Origin of the sequence: Pseudomonas iridis (genome assembly GCF_017980685.1) — a bacterium.
GTDB lineage: Bacteria > Pseudomonadota > Gammaproteobacteria > Pseudomonadales > Pseudomonadaceae > Aquipseudomonas > Aquipseudomonas iridis.
The window spans coordinates 821,397-834,487 of the sequence record NZ_JACXXO010000001.1 but is presented as its reverse complement, the minus strand read 5'-3'; the positions used below and the strand labels follow the sequence as shown (position 1 = coordinate 834,487).

Annotated in this window: 16 protein-coding genes; 7 read left to right on the top strand and 9 right to left on the bottom strand. The window is 59.1% G+C overall.

Annotation, left to right across the window (positions count from 1 at the left end; translation table 11 throughout):
• The first annotated feature begins 3 nt into the window (after positions 1 to 3).
• Entirely contained in the window at positions 4 to 1,446 is a 1,443-nt protein-coding gene (gene tldD, locus IEQ42_RS03930) for a metalloprotease TldD (RefSeq protein ID WP_210702613.1), read from the top strand.
• Between the two features lie 51 nt (positions 1,447 to 1,497).
• On the opposite strand, the gene yjgA is transcribed toward tldD, so the two are convergent.
• Positions 1,498 to 2,022 (bottom strand): ribosome biogenesis factor YjgA, encoded by a 525-nt coding sequence (yjgA, locus tag IEQ42_RS03925; RefSeq protein ID WP_042557656.1) that lies wholly within the window; start codon positions 2,020 to 2,022, stop codon positions 1,498 to 1,500.
• Positions 2,023 to 2,130: 108 nt separating this feature from the next.
• Here yjgA and pmbA point away from each other — a divergent pair, with 108 nt between their 5' ends.
• From pmbA to IEQ42_RS03895, 6 genes are all read left to right on the top strand, one after another.
• Positions 2,131 to 3,477: a metalloprotease PmbA gene (gene pmbA, locus IEQ42_RS03920; RefSeq protein WP_395593392.1), complete on the top strand. Its 1,347-nt coding sequence runs from the start codon at positions 2,131 to 2,133 to the stop codon at positions 3,475 to 3,477.
• A 221-nt stretch (positions 3,478 to 3,698) separates the two neighbouring features.
• Positions 3,699 to 4,100 carry a hypothetical protein gene (locus tag IEQ42_RS03915; RefSeq protein WP_042557658.1) on the top strand — a complete coding sequence of 134 codons (402 nt, stop codon included), beginning with the start codon at positions 3,699 to 3,701 and terminating at the stop codon, positions 4,098 to 4,100.
• Complete coding sequence (locus tag IEQ42_RS03910; RefSeq protein WP_210702611.1) at positions 4,087 to 5,469, top strand: class II fumarate hydratase; 1,383 nt, start codon at positions 4,087 to 4,089, stop codon at positions 5,467 to 5,469. Before IEQ42_RS03915 ends, IEQ42_RS03910 begins: the two co-directional genes overlap by 14 nt.
• A gap of 27 nt (positions 5,470 to 5,496) precedes the next feature.
• The gene (locus tag IEQ42_RS03905; RefSeq protein WP_210702610.1) at positions 5,497 to 5,937 is read left to right on the top strand and encodes a hypothetical protein; all 441 of its coding nucleotides are present in this window, start codon (positions 5,497 to 5,499) and stop codon (positions 5,935 to 5,937) included.
• A 1-nt stretch (position 5,938) separates the two neighbouring features.
• Positions 5,939 to 6,550: a superoxide dismutase gene (locus IEQ42_RS03900; protein ID WP_210702609.1), complete on the top strand. Its 612-nt coding sequence runs from the start codon at positions 5,939 to 5,941 to the stop codon at positions 6,548 to 6,550.
• A gap of 30 nt (positions 6,551 to 6,580) precedes the next feature.
• The gene (locus tag IEQ42_RS03895) at positions 6,581 to 7,474 is read left to right on the top strand and encodes a ZIP family metal transporter (protein WP_210702608.1); all 894 of its coding nucleotides are present in this window, start codon (positions 6,581 to 6,583) and stop codon (positions 7,472 to 7,474) included.
• A gap of 91 nt (positions 7,475 to 7,565) precedes the next feature.
• Here IEQ42_RS03895 and IEQ42_RS03890 read toward each other — a convergent pair whose 3' ends face one another.
• The 8 genes from IEQ42_RS03890 to lptC form a co-directional block, all read right to left on the bottom strand.
• Complete coding sequence (locus IEQ42_RS03890) at positions 7,566 to 7,841, bottom strand: HPr family phosphocarrier protein (protein WP_210702607.1); 276 nt, start codon at positions 7,839 to 7,841, stop codon at positions 7,566 to 7,568.
• A gap of 15 nt (positions 7,842 to 7,856) precedes the next feature.
• Positions 7,857 to 8,714 carry an RNase adapter RapZ gene (rapZ, locus tag IEQ42_RS03885; RefSeq protein WP_210702606.1) on the bottom strand — a complete coding sequence of 286 codons (858 nt, stop codon included), beginning with the start codon at positions 8,712 to 8,714 and terminating at the stop codon, positions 7,857 to 7,859.
• 2 nt (positions 8,715 to 8,716) lie between these two features.
• Positions 8,717 to 9,181 (bottom strand): PTS IIA-like nitrogen regulatory protein PtsN, encoded by a 465-nt coding sequence (gene ptsN, locus IEQ42_RS03880; RefSeq protein WP_042557664.1) that lies wholly within the window; start codon positions 9,179 to 9,181, stop codon positions 8,717 to 8,719.
• An 11-nt stretch (positions 9,182 to 9,192) separates the two neighbouring features.
• Positions 9,193 to 9,501 (bottom strand): ribosome hibernation-promoting factor, HPF/YfiA family, encoded by a 309-nt coding sequence (hpf, locus tag IEQ42_RS03875; RefSeq protein ID WP_047299778.1) that lies wholly within the window; start codon positions 9,499 to 9,501, stop codon positions 9,193 to 9,195.
• 73 nt (positions 9,502 to 9,574) lie between these two features.
• On the bottom strand, positions 9,575 to 11,068 hold the full coding sequence (locus tag IEQ42_RS03870; RefSeq protein WP_210702605.1) for an RNA polymerase factor sigma-54: 1,494 nt from the start codon (positions 11,066 to 11,068) through the stop codon (positions 9,575 to 9,577).
• A 187-nt stretch (positions 11,069 to 11,255) separates the two neighbouring features.
• A complete protein-coding gene (lptB, locus tag IEQ42_RS03865) occupies positions 11,256 to 11,981 on the bottom strand; it encodes an LPS export ABC transporter ATP-binding protein (RefSeq protein ID WP_007953572.1) in 726 nt (241 codons plus the stop codon).
• A complete protein-coding gene (gene lptA, locus IEQ42_RS03860) occupies positions 11,981 to 12,526 on the bottom strand; it encodes a lipopolysaccharide transport periplasmic protein LptA (protein WP_150595041.1) in 546 nt (181 codons plus the stop codon). Before lptA ends, lptB begins: the two co-directional genes overlap by 1 nt.
• Positions 12,513 to 13,085 carry an LPS export ABC transporter periplasmic protein LptC gene (lptC, locus tag IEQ42_RS03855; protein WP_210702604.1) on the bottom strand — a complete coding sequence of 191 codons (573 nt, stop codon included), beginning with the start codon at positions 13,083 to 13,085 and terminating at the stop codon, positions 12,513 to 12,515. Before lptC ends, lptA begins: the two co-directional genes overlap by 14 nt.
• Positions 13,086 to 13,091: the final 6 nt, after the last annotated feature.

Sequence of the window (13,091 nt, the reverse complement as noted above, 5' to 3'; positions counted from 1 at the left end):
ACCATGAGCGAGTTGTTGTCCTCAGTCAGTGATCACCTTTTGGCGCCCGGCGGCGTGACGATCGAGAGCCTGCAAAGCGTACTCGGCGATCTGGCGGGCCCGGGCATCGATGCTGCCGACCTGTATTTCCAGGGCCAGATCTCCGAGTCCTGGGCGCTGGAAGACGGCATCGTCAAGGAAGGCAGTTTCAATCTCGACCAAGGTGTCGGTGTGCGTGCGCAGTCCGGTGAGAAAACCGGTTTCGCCTACAGCAACGCGATCACCCTTGAAGCCCTGGGTGCGGCGGCGCGTGCGGCCCGTTCGATTTCCCGAGCCGGGCAGAACGGCACGGTGCAGGCGTTCACCACTCAGGACGTCGCCCAGTTGTATGCGCCGGACAATCCGCTGGAAGTAATGAGCCGTGCCGAGAAAGTCGAACTGCTCAAGCGTATCGACGTCGCCACGCGCGCGCTCGATCCGCGTATCCAGCAAGTCAGCGTGAGCATGGCCGGGGTCTGGGAGCGCATTCTGGTGGCTTCCACCGACGGCGGTCTGGCGGCGGATGTTCGACCGCTGGTGCGTTTCAATGTCAGCGTTATTGTCGAGCAGAACGGTCGTCGTGAGCGCGGCGGCCATGGCGGCGGCGGGCGTACCGACTACCGTTATTTCCTCGCTGAAGACCGCGCCATGGGTTATGCCCGTGAAGCGCTGCGTCAGGCGCTGGTGAACCTGGAAGCGATTCCGGCACCGGCCGGGACGCTGCCGGTGGTGCTGGGTTCGGGCTGGTCCGGTGTGCTGCTGCATGAAGCGGTTGGCCACGGTCTGGAAGGCGACTTCAACCGCAAGGGCAGCTCCGCCTACAGCGGCCGTATGGGCGAAATGGTTGCTTCCAAGCTCTGCACCATCGTCGATGACGGCACCTTGAGCGGCCGTCGCGGCTCGCTGAGCGTCGACGACGAAGGCACCCCGACCGAGTGCACCACGCTGATCGAAAACGGCGTGCTCAAGGGCTACATGCAGGACAAGCTCAACGCGCGCTTGATGGGCGTAGCCCGTACCGGCAACGGTCGTCGTGAATCCTATGCACACCTGCCGATGCCGCGGATGACCAACACCTACATGCTTGGCGGCGAAAGCGATCCGGCCGAAATCATCGCCTCGGTGAAGAAAGGCATCTACTGCGCCAACCTTGGCGGCGGTCAGGTCGACATTACCAGCGGCAAATTCGTGTTCTCCACCAGCGAGGCGTATCTGATCGAAGACGGCAAGATCACCGCGCCGGTCAAAGGTGCGACGTTGATCGGCAACGGCCCTGAGGCGATGAGCCGGGTGTCGATGGTCGGTAACGATCTTTCGCTCGATAGCGGTGTGGGAACGTGTGGCAAGGATGGGCAGTCGGTACCAGTGGGTGTTGGCCAGCCGACGCTGAAAATCGATGCGATCACCGTGAGTGGCACGGGCGCATAGGAAGGGATGGAGCTTCGGGTGGCGCGCAGGGCGGCCACCCGGTGGCGAATATCAACGCAGACCGCGTTGAGTCTCGTCCAGCTCACGGATGTACTTGAAGATTTTACGGCTTGAGGCAGGCGCTTTGTTTTGCGCAACCTCATGCTGAGCCTGACGGATCAGGGAACGCAGTTGCTGGCGATCGGCGTCCGGGTACTCCAGGACGAATTTCTCCAGCACGGCATCATCACCGGCGATCAGGCGGTCACGCCAGCGTTCGAGATTGTGGAAACGCTCGTTGTACTGACGAGTGGAGGCATCGAGTTGATCGAGCAAAATGAGGATCGCGTCAGTGTCCTGATCGCGCATCAGTTTGCCGATGAACTGCAAATGCCGTTTCCGCGCAATATTCGCGGTGTGCTTCGGCGCATCGGCCAAGGCACGGCGCATCGCGTCGGTCAGTGGCAGTTTTGCCACCAAGTCAGGCTTGAGTGTTGTAAGGCGCTCGCCAAGGTCAACCAGAGCATGCAGCTCGCGTTTGACCTGAGATTTGCTTTTTTCTCCCGTATCGAGGGAGTCGTCGTAAGAATCAACCATGGTGGCAGTCCGCAAAGAAACGCCGCCATGATAACCAGTCGGGGGCCGCTTGTCCGGCCCGGTCGCTCGATGACCCCAGCCGAAAGCAGAATTTGAGTGGAGATGAGCATGAGTGCAGTTCAAAGCGTCGGCCCGCAGGCATTGCCGGCACTGCAGGAACAAGTCGAGCAGATCATCGCCGAAGCCAAGCGCCAGGGCGCCAGTGCCTGTGAAGTCGCGGTGTCGCTGGAGCAGGGCCTGTCGACATCCGTGCGTCAGCGCGAGGTCGAAACAGTCGAGTTCAACCGCGATCAGGGCTTTGGCATCACGTTGTATGTCGGCCAGCGCAAAGGCTCTGCCAGCACCTCCGCCACCGGGCCGGATGCGATTCGCGAGACGGTGGCTGCCGCACTGGCGATCGCCAGGCACACATCCGAGGATGAAGCCTCAGGCTTGGCCGATGCGGCGTTGATGGCCAGGGATCAGCAGGATTTCGACTTGTTCCACGAATGGGACATCACCCCGGAACAGGCCATCGAGAAAGCGTTGCTCTGTGAAGCGGCCGCTTTCGATGCCGATGCGCGGATCAAAAACGCCGACGGCACCACACTCAGCACCCACCAGGGCTGCCGCGTGTATGGCAACAGCCACGGTTTCATCGGTGGCTATGCGTCGACACGACACAGCCTGAGTTGCGTGATGATCGCCGAAGCCGATGGCCAGATGCAGCGCGATTACTGGTACGACGTGAGCCGTCAGGGCGAGTTGCTGGCCGACCCGGTGAGCATCGGCCAACGTGCCGCGCAGCGGGCGGCGGGTCGCTTGGGCGCGCGTCCGGTGCCGACCTGTGAAGTGCCGGTGCTGTTTTCCGCCGAACTGGCGGGCGGGTTGTTCGGCAGTTTCCTCTCGGCGGTTTCCGGTGGCAGCCTGTATCGAAAATCGTCGTTCCTGGAAGGCACGCTGGGCCAGAAACTGTTCCCGGAGTGGCTGACCATCGATGAGCGTCCTCACCTGATGCGCGCCATGGGCAGCGCCTCCTACGATGGTGATGGTCTGGCGACCTACGCCAAACCGTTCGTCGAGAAAGGCGAGTTGGTGTCGTACATCCTCGGTACTTACTCCGGCCGTAAACTCGGCATGCCGAGCACCGCCAACGCTGGCGGCGTGCACAACCTGTTCGTCACCCATGGCGACGAAGACCAAGCGGCATTGTTGCGGCGCATGGGTCGCGGGTTGTTGGTCACCGAGTTGATGGGCCATGGATTGAACATGGTCACCGGCGACTATTCGCGCGGGGCGGCGGGTTTCTGGGTCGAGAATGGCGAAATTCAGTTCGCGGTGCAGGAAGTGACCATCGCCGGCAACATGCGCGACATGTTCAAGCAGATCGTCGCAGTGGGTAATGATCTGGAACTGCGCAGCAACATCCGCACTGGCTCGGTGTTGATCGAGCGAATGACGGTGGCGGGCAGCTAAACGTCCATCTGCTACGCAAAAAGGCGCGCCACCCCATCGGGTGGCGCGCCTTTTTTATGCCTGCTTTTGTAGGCGCTGCCGATGGCTGTGACTGATCGATCTTGTTTCTAAAAATCAAAATCAAAAGATCGCAGCCTGCGGCAGCCCCTACAAAGAGCGCTCTTGTGTTGGTTCTCATTATCATCTAATAATAAATCTCATTATCGAATGAGCCGTGGATCATGAGTTCTGCCTTGCACGAGCAGCCGTACCTCGAAAGCTGGCGCTGGATGAGTCGTCAGATCCGATGCGCGATGGATCCTGACGAACCGCGCCTGATCGAACATTACCTGGCCGAGGGCCGGTATCTGTCCTGTTGCACGGCGACCTCGCCCTGGACCGTCGCTGAAACTTCCTTCCGATTGCTGCTCGACACGGCCACCGACATCGCGTTGCCGTGGCACTGGCGCAGCCTCTGTCTCGATCAAGCCTGGCGTCCCTTGCGTGAAATGGAGCGCCTGTCGCTGTGCAAATGCCGGCTTAAACGCTGGCAACGCTACACCTGGCAACTGGCGACCTGCGAGTTGCAACCCTCGATTCCACTTATTGAATTAGTCCAAGGATTTACTGATGGCAGACCCTAACACTCGTATTGAGCGCGACAGCATGGGCGAATTGCAGGTGCCGGTGGACGCTCTCTACGGCGCGCAAACCCAGCGCGCAGTGGATAACTTCCCGATCAGCGGCAAACCGATGCCGACGCAATTCATCCGCGCATTGATCCTGGCCAAAGCCGCCGCAGCCCGGGCCAACGTCGAACTCAACCAGATCAGCGCCGCTCAGGGCAAAGCCATCAGCGACGCCGCGCAAGGCTTGCTTGAAGGCGATTTCATGCGGCATTTCCCGGTGGATATTTTCCAGACCGGCTCTGGCACCAGTTCCAACATGAACGCCAACGAGGTGATCGCCACCCTGGCCAGCCGCCTGCTTGGCGAGCCGGTCAATGCCAACGATCACGTCAACTGTGGCCAGAGCAGCAACGACATCATCCCGACCACCATCCACGTCAGTGCTGCGCTGGCCCTGCACGAACAACTGCTGCCGGCGATGTTGCACCTGGTGCAGGTCATCGAGCACAAAGCCGAGCAAGTGCATCACCACGTCAAAACCGGGCGTACGCATTTGATGGATGCGATGCCGGTGCGTATGAGCCAGGTGCTCAACGGCTGGGCGCAACAACTGAAGGCCAACATCGGTCATTTGCAGGACCTGCTGCCAAGCCTGCAATCCCTCGCGCAGGGCGGGACGGCGGTCGGTACCGGAATCAACGCACATCCGGAGTTCGCCGCGCGGTTCAGCCGTCAACTCAGCCAGTTGACCCATGTGCAGTTCACCCAAGGCAAAGACCTGTTCGCGCTGATCGGCTCGCAAGACACCGCCGTAGCGGTCTCCGGACAGCTCAAGGCCATCGCTGTGTCGCTGATGAAAATCGCCAATGACCTGCGCTGGATGAACTCAGGGCCCTTGGCCGGTCTCGGCGAAATCGAACTCGAAGCCCTGCAGCCGGGTTCGTCGATCATGCCGGGCAAGGTCAACCCGGTGATCCCGGAAGCGACCGCCATGGTCGCCGCCCAAGTGATCGGCAACGATTCGGTGATCACCATCGCCGGCCAGTCGGGCAATTTCGAGCTGAACGTGATGCTACCAATCATTGCCCAGAACCTGTTGAGCAGCATCGAGTTGCTGGCCAACTCCAGTCGCCTGTTGGCTGACAAAGCCATCGCCAGCTTCAAGGTCAACGAGTCGCGGCTCAAGGAAGCGCTGTCGCGCAATCCGATTCTGGTCACCGCACTCAACCCGATCATCGGTTACCAGAAAGCCGCCGAAATCGCCAAGCAGGCCTACAAACAGGGTCGCCCGGTGATCGACGTTGCGCTGGAGCACACCGACCTGTCGCGCAGTCAGCTGGAAGAGTTGCTCAACCCCGAGAAACTCACCGCTGGCGGCGTGTAATCCCCGCAACCGCTTTGGAGGCTCACCATGGAGCACTGGAAACGCACGATCGAACGGGCCAATCGCTGCTTCATGTTGGGCGAGCTGATCGATGCCCGTGAGGCTTATCTGCAGGCGCTGGCCCTGGCGCAAGTGCTGTTCGAACGCTGGGCCGATGCCGACGAAGCGGTGGCGGCCTGCGTCATCTCCCATCACAACCTGGCGGATCTGCACTTGCGCCTGAATCAGCCGGAAGAAAGCGCCGAATACCTTTGCGCCATTCATCAACGGCTGTTGCAGACGATGCAGGACGAACGTCAGCGCCTCGCGCTGCGTGAAGCGGCGTTGCGTCAGAGCAGCAAAACGTACGTCGAGCTGCTGAATTTCATCAGCGACCACGGCGAATACCCACGCACCCAGCGTCTGTTGCGTCCGGATACCGGCAATGCGCGCCGCGCACCAGCCCCACATCACCATGGAGTCCATTGAAATGGCTTTTACCTTGCCTGCCTTGCCTTATGCCTACGATGCCCTGGAGCCGCACATCGATGCGCAGACCATGGAAATCCATTACACCAAGCATCACCAGACCTACATCAACAACCTCAACGCTGCGGTGGAAGGCACTGAATATGCCGGATGGCCAGTAGAAAAACTGGTGGCCAGCGTTCAACAGTTGCCGGAAAAACTTCGCGCGGCGGTGATCAATCAGGGCGGCGGCCATGCCAACCACTCGCTGTTCTGGGAAGTCATGGTACCCAACGGCGGCGGCAAACCGGACGGGGCGCTGGCCGAGGCCATCGACGAACAGCTGGGTGGCCTCGACAGTTTCAAAGAGGCATTCACCAAAGCTGCGCTGACCCGGTTCGGCAGTGGCTGGGCCTGGCTGAGCGTGACCCCGGAGAAAAAACTGGTCGTGGAAAGCAGCGGTAATCAGGACAGTCCGTTGATGAACGGCAACACACCGATTCTCGGCCTCGACGTTTGGGAGCACGCCTACTACCTGCGCTACCAGAACCGTCGGCCGGAATACATCAACGCGTTCTACAACGTGATCAATTGGCCTGAAGTGGCTGCGCGCTATCAGGCTGCACTGGTTTAAGTCTTCTAAAAAAACAATTCAAGGCTGACTATGGGCACTGAGACACTGGCGGTCGGAAGCGGGCGTATGTTTCGTTACGCAGTGGGATCGCTGTTGCTGCTGGCGGGCATGACCTTACTGGCAGCTCACGGACTGGAATGGCTGAATCTGGAACCGAGGCTGTCGCGGGCGTTGCAGGGTGGCGCACTCTGCGCGCTCGGCACCGCGCTCGGAGCGGTGCCGGTGTTGGTGATTCGGCGCATGCCACAGGCGCTCAGCGATACGCTGCTGGGGTTTGGTGCCGGGGTGATGCTGGCGGCGACGGCGTTTTCGCTGATTGTCCCGGGCATTGCAGCCGCAGAGAGCCTGGGTCTGACACCGTGGGCGGCGAGTGGCCTGATCTGCTTCGGCATCATGCTCGGTGCGTTCTGCCTGTATCTGGTGGATCGCAAGGTGTCCGGTGCGTCACCGGAAATGCTCGTGGGCAGCGTCGAGCACCCGGTGATTCCACCGCGGATCTGGCTGTTCGTGTTCGCCATCATTGCTCATAACATCCCTGAGGGAATGGCCGTCGGGGTATCGGCCGGCGGCGGCATGCCGGACGCGGACAGTCTGGCCATGGGCATCGCCTTGCAGGACGTACCGGAAGGACTGGTAATTGCGTTGGTATTGGCTGGGGCGGGGATGTCACGGGTCAAGGCGTTCTTGATCGGCGCGGCGTCAGGGCTGGTCGAACCGGTGTTTGCGCTGTTGTGTGCGTGGCTGGTCAGTCTGGCGCAGGTGCTGTTGCCGTTAGGCCTGGCGCTGGCGGCCGGGGCGATGTTGCTGGTGGTGACCCACGAAGTGATTCCGGAGTCGCGACGCAATGGTCATGACAAGCTGGCCAGCCTTGGTTTGCTGATCGGGTTCTGTTTGATGATGGTGATGGATACGGCGCTGGGTTGAAGATCAAAAGATCGCAGCCTGCGGCAGCTCCTACAGGAAACGCATTCCAATGTAGGAGCTGCCGCAGGCTGCGATCTTTTGATTTTGGCTGTCAGCCGCCTTCGTCGAAGTAGTTGTTGATCAACGCCACCAGCGCATCCAGCGCTTCCTGTTCCTGATGGCCTTCGGTGCTCAGATAGATTTTGGTGCCTTTGCCAGCTGCCAGCATCATCATTGCCATGATGCTTTTGCCATCAACCGTTGTCTCTGGTGTGCGGCCTACTCTGATCGTGCAGTCGGAATACTGACCGGCAACCCCGACAAACTTCGCCGACGCTCGGGCATGCAAACCCAGTTTGTTGATGATTTCGATTTCCAGAGCAGGCATCGCGGTGTGAATCCTTTAGGTGAGGTCGCGGTGGCGGACCTGGACGTTCTTCAGTGTTTTCTGCAGAGTCTGACCCAGGCGTTCGGTCAGGTAGACGGAGCGGTGGTGCCCGCCGGTGCAGCCAATGGCAACAGTAACGTAGGCGCGATTGCTCGCGGCGAAGCGCGGTAGCCATTTGTGCAGGTAGCTGAAAATGTCCTGGAACATTTCTTCAATCTCGGGCTGCGCTGCCAGGTATTCGGCCACCGGCTCATCGAGCCCCGATTGCGCACGCAGCTCAGGCTTCCAGTACGGATTGGGCAGGCAGCGCACGTCAAACACCAGATCCGCATCCACCGGCATGCCGCGTTTGAAGCCAAATGACTCAACCAGAAATGCCGTGCCCGACTCCGGCTGACTCAGCAGACGCAGCTTTATGGTGTCGCGCAACTGGTACAGGTTCAGATTGGTGGTATTGATCTTCAGATCGGCCAGGTCGGCGATGGGCCCCAACAGGGCAGTTTCATCCTGGATCGCTTCGGCCAGCGAACGATTGGCGTTGCTCAGCGGGTGGCGCCGACGGGTTTCCGAAAAACGCTTGAGCAGGGTCTCTTCGTCGGCATCCAGATACAGCACATCGCACTGGATATGGCGGCTGCGCACTTCTTCAAGCAGTTCGGGAAAACGCGAGAGATGACTTGGCAGGTTGCGCGCATCGATCGACACCGCCACCAGCGGTTGCGCCAGTTCAGTGTGGATCAGTGCGCGCTCAGCGAGTTCCGGCAGCAAGCCTGCCGGCAGATTGTCGATGCAATAGTAACCGTTGTCCTCAAGGACATTCAGCGCGGTACTTTTACCTGAGCCGGAACGGCCACTGACGATGATCAAGCGCATGATTACTGCCCGCTCTGCTCGTCCACTACAACCTGGTACAAGGCTTCATTGCTTGAAGCGCTGCGCAGTTTATCGCGCACATCTTTGCGATCCAGCATGCTGGCGATCTGGCGTAGCAACTCCAGATGCGCATCGGTGGCGGCTTCGGGGACCAGCAGTACGAACAGCAGGTCAACCGGCGCACCGTCGATGGCGTCGAAATCGATAGGGGCTTCAAGGTGCATCAGAGCGCTGATCGGCGACTGGCAACCCTTGAGGCGACAGTGAGGAATAGCGATGCCGTTACCAAAACCGGTAGAACCGAGTTTTTCACGGGCAATCAGAGCCTCGAAGACATCTTGCATCTCCAGATCCGGCACTTCGCGGGCGATCAGGTTGGCAATCTGTTCGAGGGCTTTCTTTTTACTGCCGCCCGGCACGTTCACGAGGGAACGGCCGGGGGTCAGGATACTTTCAAGTCGGATCATGGGGTAGGGGGTTATCGACCGGTCGCGCCCTGGAGCAGGCTCTGGGTCTTTTCCTTATGCTTTTTGAGTTGTTTGTCCAGCTTGTCGGTCAAGGCGTCGATCGCGGCATACATATCGGTATGTTCTGCGTTGGCGACCACTTCACTGCCGGGGATATGCAAGGTGGCTTCGATTTTCTGCTTCAGCTTTTCGACGCACATCGTGACTTGCACGTTGGTGATCTTGTCGAAATGTCGCTCTAATCGTTGAAGTTTCTCATTGATGTAGTCGCGCAGAGGTTCGGTCACTTCCAGTTGGTGTCCACTGATGTTGACTTGCATACAGCTTCTCCTTCGTTGCCAGTGCATAAAGCGGCAGGCCGAAAAGCCTGCCACTGGAACGCTGTAACGTGGCTTACATCAACCGCTTGCGTTCGCTCGAAGGCGCGATCCCGAGGGATTCGCGGTACTTGGCGACGGTGCGGCGAGCCACCTGAATGCCTTGTGCCTCCAGTAAACCAGCGATCTTGCTGTCACTCAACGGCTTTTTCTGATTTTCCGCGGCAACCAGTTTTTTGATGATCGCGCGGATCGCCGTGGACGAGCATTCGCCGCCCTCGGAGGTGCTGACGTGGCTGGAGAAAAAGTATTTCAGTTCATAAATACCGCGCGGGGTATGCATGAATTTTTGCGTGGTCACCCGGGAGATGGTCGACTCGTGCATGCCGACCGCCTCGGCGATGTCATGCAGCACCAGCGGCTTCATGGCTTCGTCGCCATATTCAAGAAAGCCGCGCTGATGCTCGACGATCTGGGTGGCCACTTTCATCAGGGTTTCGTTGCGGCTTTGCAGGCTCTTGATGAACCAGCGGGCTTCCTGCAACTGATTGCGCATGAACGTATTGTCGGCGCTGGTATCGGCGCGACGCACAAAGCCTGCGTACTGGGCGTTGACTCGCAGACGAGGTACCGACTCCTGATTCAGCTCGACCAGCCAGCGTTCATTGTCCTTGCGCACAATGACGTCCGGAACGACGTATTCGGCTTCCGTCGATTCGATCTGTGAGCCCGGTCGTGGATTGAGGCTCTGTACCAGCTCGATGACCTGGCGCAACTCATCTTCCTTGAGCTTCATGCGGCGCATCAACTGGCTGTAATCGCGGCTGCCGAGCAAGTCGATGTAATCGCTGACCAGACGTTTCGCTTCAGCCAGCCAGGGCGTCTTGGCCGATAGCTGGCGCAATTGCAGCAGCAGGCATTCGCTGAGATTGCGGGCGCCGATGCCGGCAGGCTCGAATTGCTGGATGCGGTGCAGAACGGCTTCGATCTCGTCCAGTTCGATGTCCAGTTCCGGATCAAACGCTTCGAGAATTTCTTCGAGGGTTTCGTCCAGGTAGCCCTGATTGTTGATGCAATCGATCAGGGTCACGGCGATCAGTCGATCGGTGTCGGACATGGGTGCCAGATTCAGTTGCCACAGCAGGTGGCTTTGCAGGCTTTCGCCCACTGAAGTGCGCGTGGTGAAGTCCCACTCGTCATCATCGCTGCTCGGCAGGCTGCTGGCGCTGGTCTGGTAGACATCTTCCCAGGCAGTGTCGACCGGGAGTTCGTTGGGGATGCGCTCGCTCCAGTCGCTTTCCTCGAGGTTATCCACCGTTGGGGCGGTTTCCTGGTAGGAGGGTTCCTGGATATCGGTGTTGGGCTTCTGTTCGGCGTTGTCAGCCAAGGGATCGGTGTTGTCGAAGTCTTCGCCTTCTTCCTGGCGTTCGAGCATCGGATTGGATTCCAGAGCCTCCTGAATTTCCTGTTGCAGGTCCAGGGTCGACAATTGGAGCAGACGGATAGCCTGTTGCAGCTGCGGTGTCATCGTCAGCTGCTGGCCCATTCTCAAGACTAGCGATGGTTTCATGGCAGGGGCTTAACACCTTATTCGCCGGCGCGATGCGCCATCCACTACAGGGCGCCGAAGCGCCAAACTTAAGCAAATTATATGCCTGAAACTGAAGTGTTTGCCTAGAGCGCTGTAACAATTAAAGCGTATTAAATTCTGCTTGAATCGATACAGCGCCCGGGCGGCTCACCGGGCACCTTTGCGCTTACAGGCGGAACTCGTGGCCCAGATACACTTCTTTGACCAGATCGTTGGCCAGGATGGTAGCGGAGTCACCTTCGGCGATCAGTTGACCGTCGTTGACGATGTAAGCGGTTTCGCAGATATCCAGCGTCTCGCGCACGTTGTGGTCGGTGATCAGAACACCGATGCCCTTGGCTTTGAGATGGTGGATGATCTGCTTGATGTCGCCGACCGAAATCGGATCGACACCGGCGAACGGTTCGTCGAGCAGGATGAATTTTGGTGCAGTCGCCAGCGCGCGAGCGATTTCCACGCGGCGGCGTTCGCCACCGGACAGGCTCATGCCGAGGTTGTCGCGGATGTGGCTGATGTGGAACTCCTGCAACAGGCTTTCCAGCTCCTTGCGACGACCGGCCTTGTCGAGTTCCTGACGGGTCTCGAGGATGGCCATGATGTTGTCGGCTACCGACAGTTTGCGGAAGATCGACGCTTCTTGCGGCAGATAGCCGATACCGGCCTTTGCACGACCGTGCATTGGCTGGTGGCTGACGTCCAGATCGTCGATCAGCACACGGCCCTGATCAGCCTGAACCAGCCCGACGATCATGTAGAAACATGTGGTCTTGCCGGCACCATTGGGGCCGAGCAGGCCGACGATTTGACCGCTGTCGATCGACAGGCTGACGTCACGCACGACCTGGCGGCTTTTATAGGCCTTGGCCAGGTGCTGAGCTTTCAGAGTTGCCATTACTGGTTTTTCTCTTCGGATTTCTTCTTCGGCTGGATCACCATGTCGATGCGCGGACGCGCTTCGGTGACTTTGCTGCCGGTAGCGCGACCGGCGCTGGCCAGTTTCTTCACGGTGTCGTAGACGATTTTCTCGCCTTGGGTGGTGTTGCTGTCTTTATCGACAACCTTGGCCTTGTCGATCAGTACGACGCGATTTTGCGCGGCGTGATACTGAATCGTCACGCCCCAGCCCTGAACGGGCTTGGTGTCGCCGGCAGTCTGCAGTTGTTCGAAGTAGGCGAGGTTGCCGACCGACGTCACAACGTCGATATCACCGGTCGAGGTGCGGGTGATGGTCACGGTGTTGCCTTTTACGATCATCGAGCCCTGAGTGATGATCACGTCACCTTTATAGGTGGCTACGCCGTTCTTGTCGTCCAGCTGGGCATCGTCGGCCTGAATGCGGATTGGCTGCTCTTGATCGTTCGGCAGAGCCCAGGCGCTCACGCTTCCCAGTGCTGCGCCCAGACTGAGCAAAATAGGGAGGGTTTTAACGAGCCTCATACTGTCCTCTTACGTTCGATTGCAGGTGTATCCTGCTTTCCTTCAGGTACGCTTTCATTCCTACGCCAGTCGATACACCGCCAGCGCCCTCGATTCTAACGGGTTGCTCGGTCTGCGCATATTCCCGCTGTGGGAACACTGTCATGCGAGTGGAAGTGATCAGCGTGTCGCGGTTCTTTTCATCGGTGCGCTTGATGCGTACCGAATCGATCAATTCGACTTCAGTGCCGCCCGAATTCACTTCGCCACGTTCGCTGGTCACGTGCCACGGGAAATCCGTTCCGCGGTACATGTTCAGGTCGGGCTTGGTAACCAGCGTGACATCGGTCGCCTTGACGTGTTCGGCCTTGTCGGATGTCATTTCATACTGCACTTTGCCATCCGGCAGGTATTGCACGGTATGCGTGTTGGTCGCATACCAGTCGATAGGGTTTTCCACGGACGTGGTCGGAGGCTTGTCGAGGAAGCGTTCCGGGCTGATGTTCCAGTAGCCGACGGCTGCAAATAGTGCAGCGATGCAGCCGAACAGCAGGAAGTTACGAAATTTTTTGCTAAACATGGTTTG

Coding starts and splice junctions, on each gene's coding strand:
- IEQ42_RS03895 (WP_210702608.1), top strand. CDS start 6,581: ATGGGCACTGAGACACTGGCGGTCGGAAGCGGGCGTATGTTTCGTTAC.
- yjgA (WP_042557656.1), bottom strand. CDS start 2,022: ATGGTTGATTCTTACGACGACTCCCTCGATACGGGAGAAAAAAGCAAA.
- IEQ42_RS03870 (WP_210702605.1), bottom strand. CDS start 11,068: ATGAAACCATCGCTAGTCTTGAGAATGGGCCAGCAGCTGACGATGACA.
- IEQ42_RS03890 (WP_210702607.1), bottom strand. CDS start 7,841: ATGCCTGCTCTGGAAATCGAAATCATCAACAAACTGGGTTTGCATGCC.
- IEQ42_RS03905 (WP_210702610.1), top strand. CDS start 5,497: ATGGAGCACTGGAAACGCACGATCGAACGGGCCAATCGCTGCTTCATG.
- ptsN (WP_042557664.1), bottom strand. CDS start 9,181: ATGATCCGACTTGAAAGTATCCTGACCCCCGGCCGTTCCCTCGTGAAC.
- pmbA (WP_395593392.1), top strand. CDS start 2,131: ATGAGTGCAGTTCAAAGCGTCGGCCCGCAGGCATTGCCGGCACTGCAG.
- IEQ42_RS03915 (WP_042557658.1), top strand. CDS start 3,699: ATGAGTTCTGCCTTGCACGAGCAGCCGTACCTCGAAAGCTGGCGCTGG.
- IEQ42_RS03900 (WP_210702609.1), top strand. CDS start 5,939: ATGGCTTTTACCTTGCCTGCCTTGCCTTATGCCTACGATGCCCTGGAG.
- IEQ42_RS03910 (WP_210702611.1), top strand. CDS start 4,087: ATGGCAGACCCTAACACTCGTATTGAGCGCGACAGCATGGGCGAATTG.
- lptC (WP_210702604.1), bottom strand. CDS start 13,085: ATGTTTAGCAAAAAATTTCGTAACTTCCTGCTGTTCGGCTGCATCGCT.
- lptA (WP_150595041.1), bottom strand. CDS start 12,526: ATGAGGCTCGTTAAAACCCTCCCTATTTTGCTCAGTCTGGGCGCAGCA.
- hpf (WP_047299778.1), bottom strand. CDS start 9,501: ATGCAAGTCAACATCAGTGGACACCAACTGGAAGTGACCGAACCTCTG.
- lptB (WP_007953572.1), bottom strand. CDS start 11,981: ATGGCAACTCTGAAAGCTCAGCACCTGGCCAAGGCCTATAAAAGCCGC.
- rapZ (WP_210702606.1), bottom strand. CDS start 8,714: ATGCGCTTGATCATCGTCAGTGGCCGTTCCGGCTCAGGTAAAAGTACC.
- tldD (WP_210702613.1), top strand. CDS start 4: ATGAGCGAGTTGTTGTCCTCAGTCAGTGATCACCTTTTGGCGCCCGGC.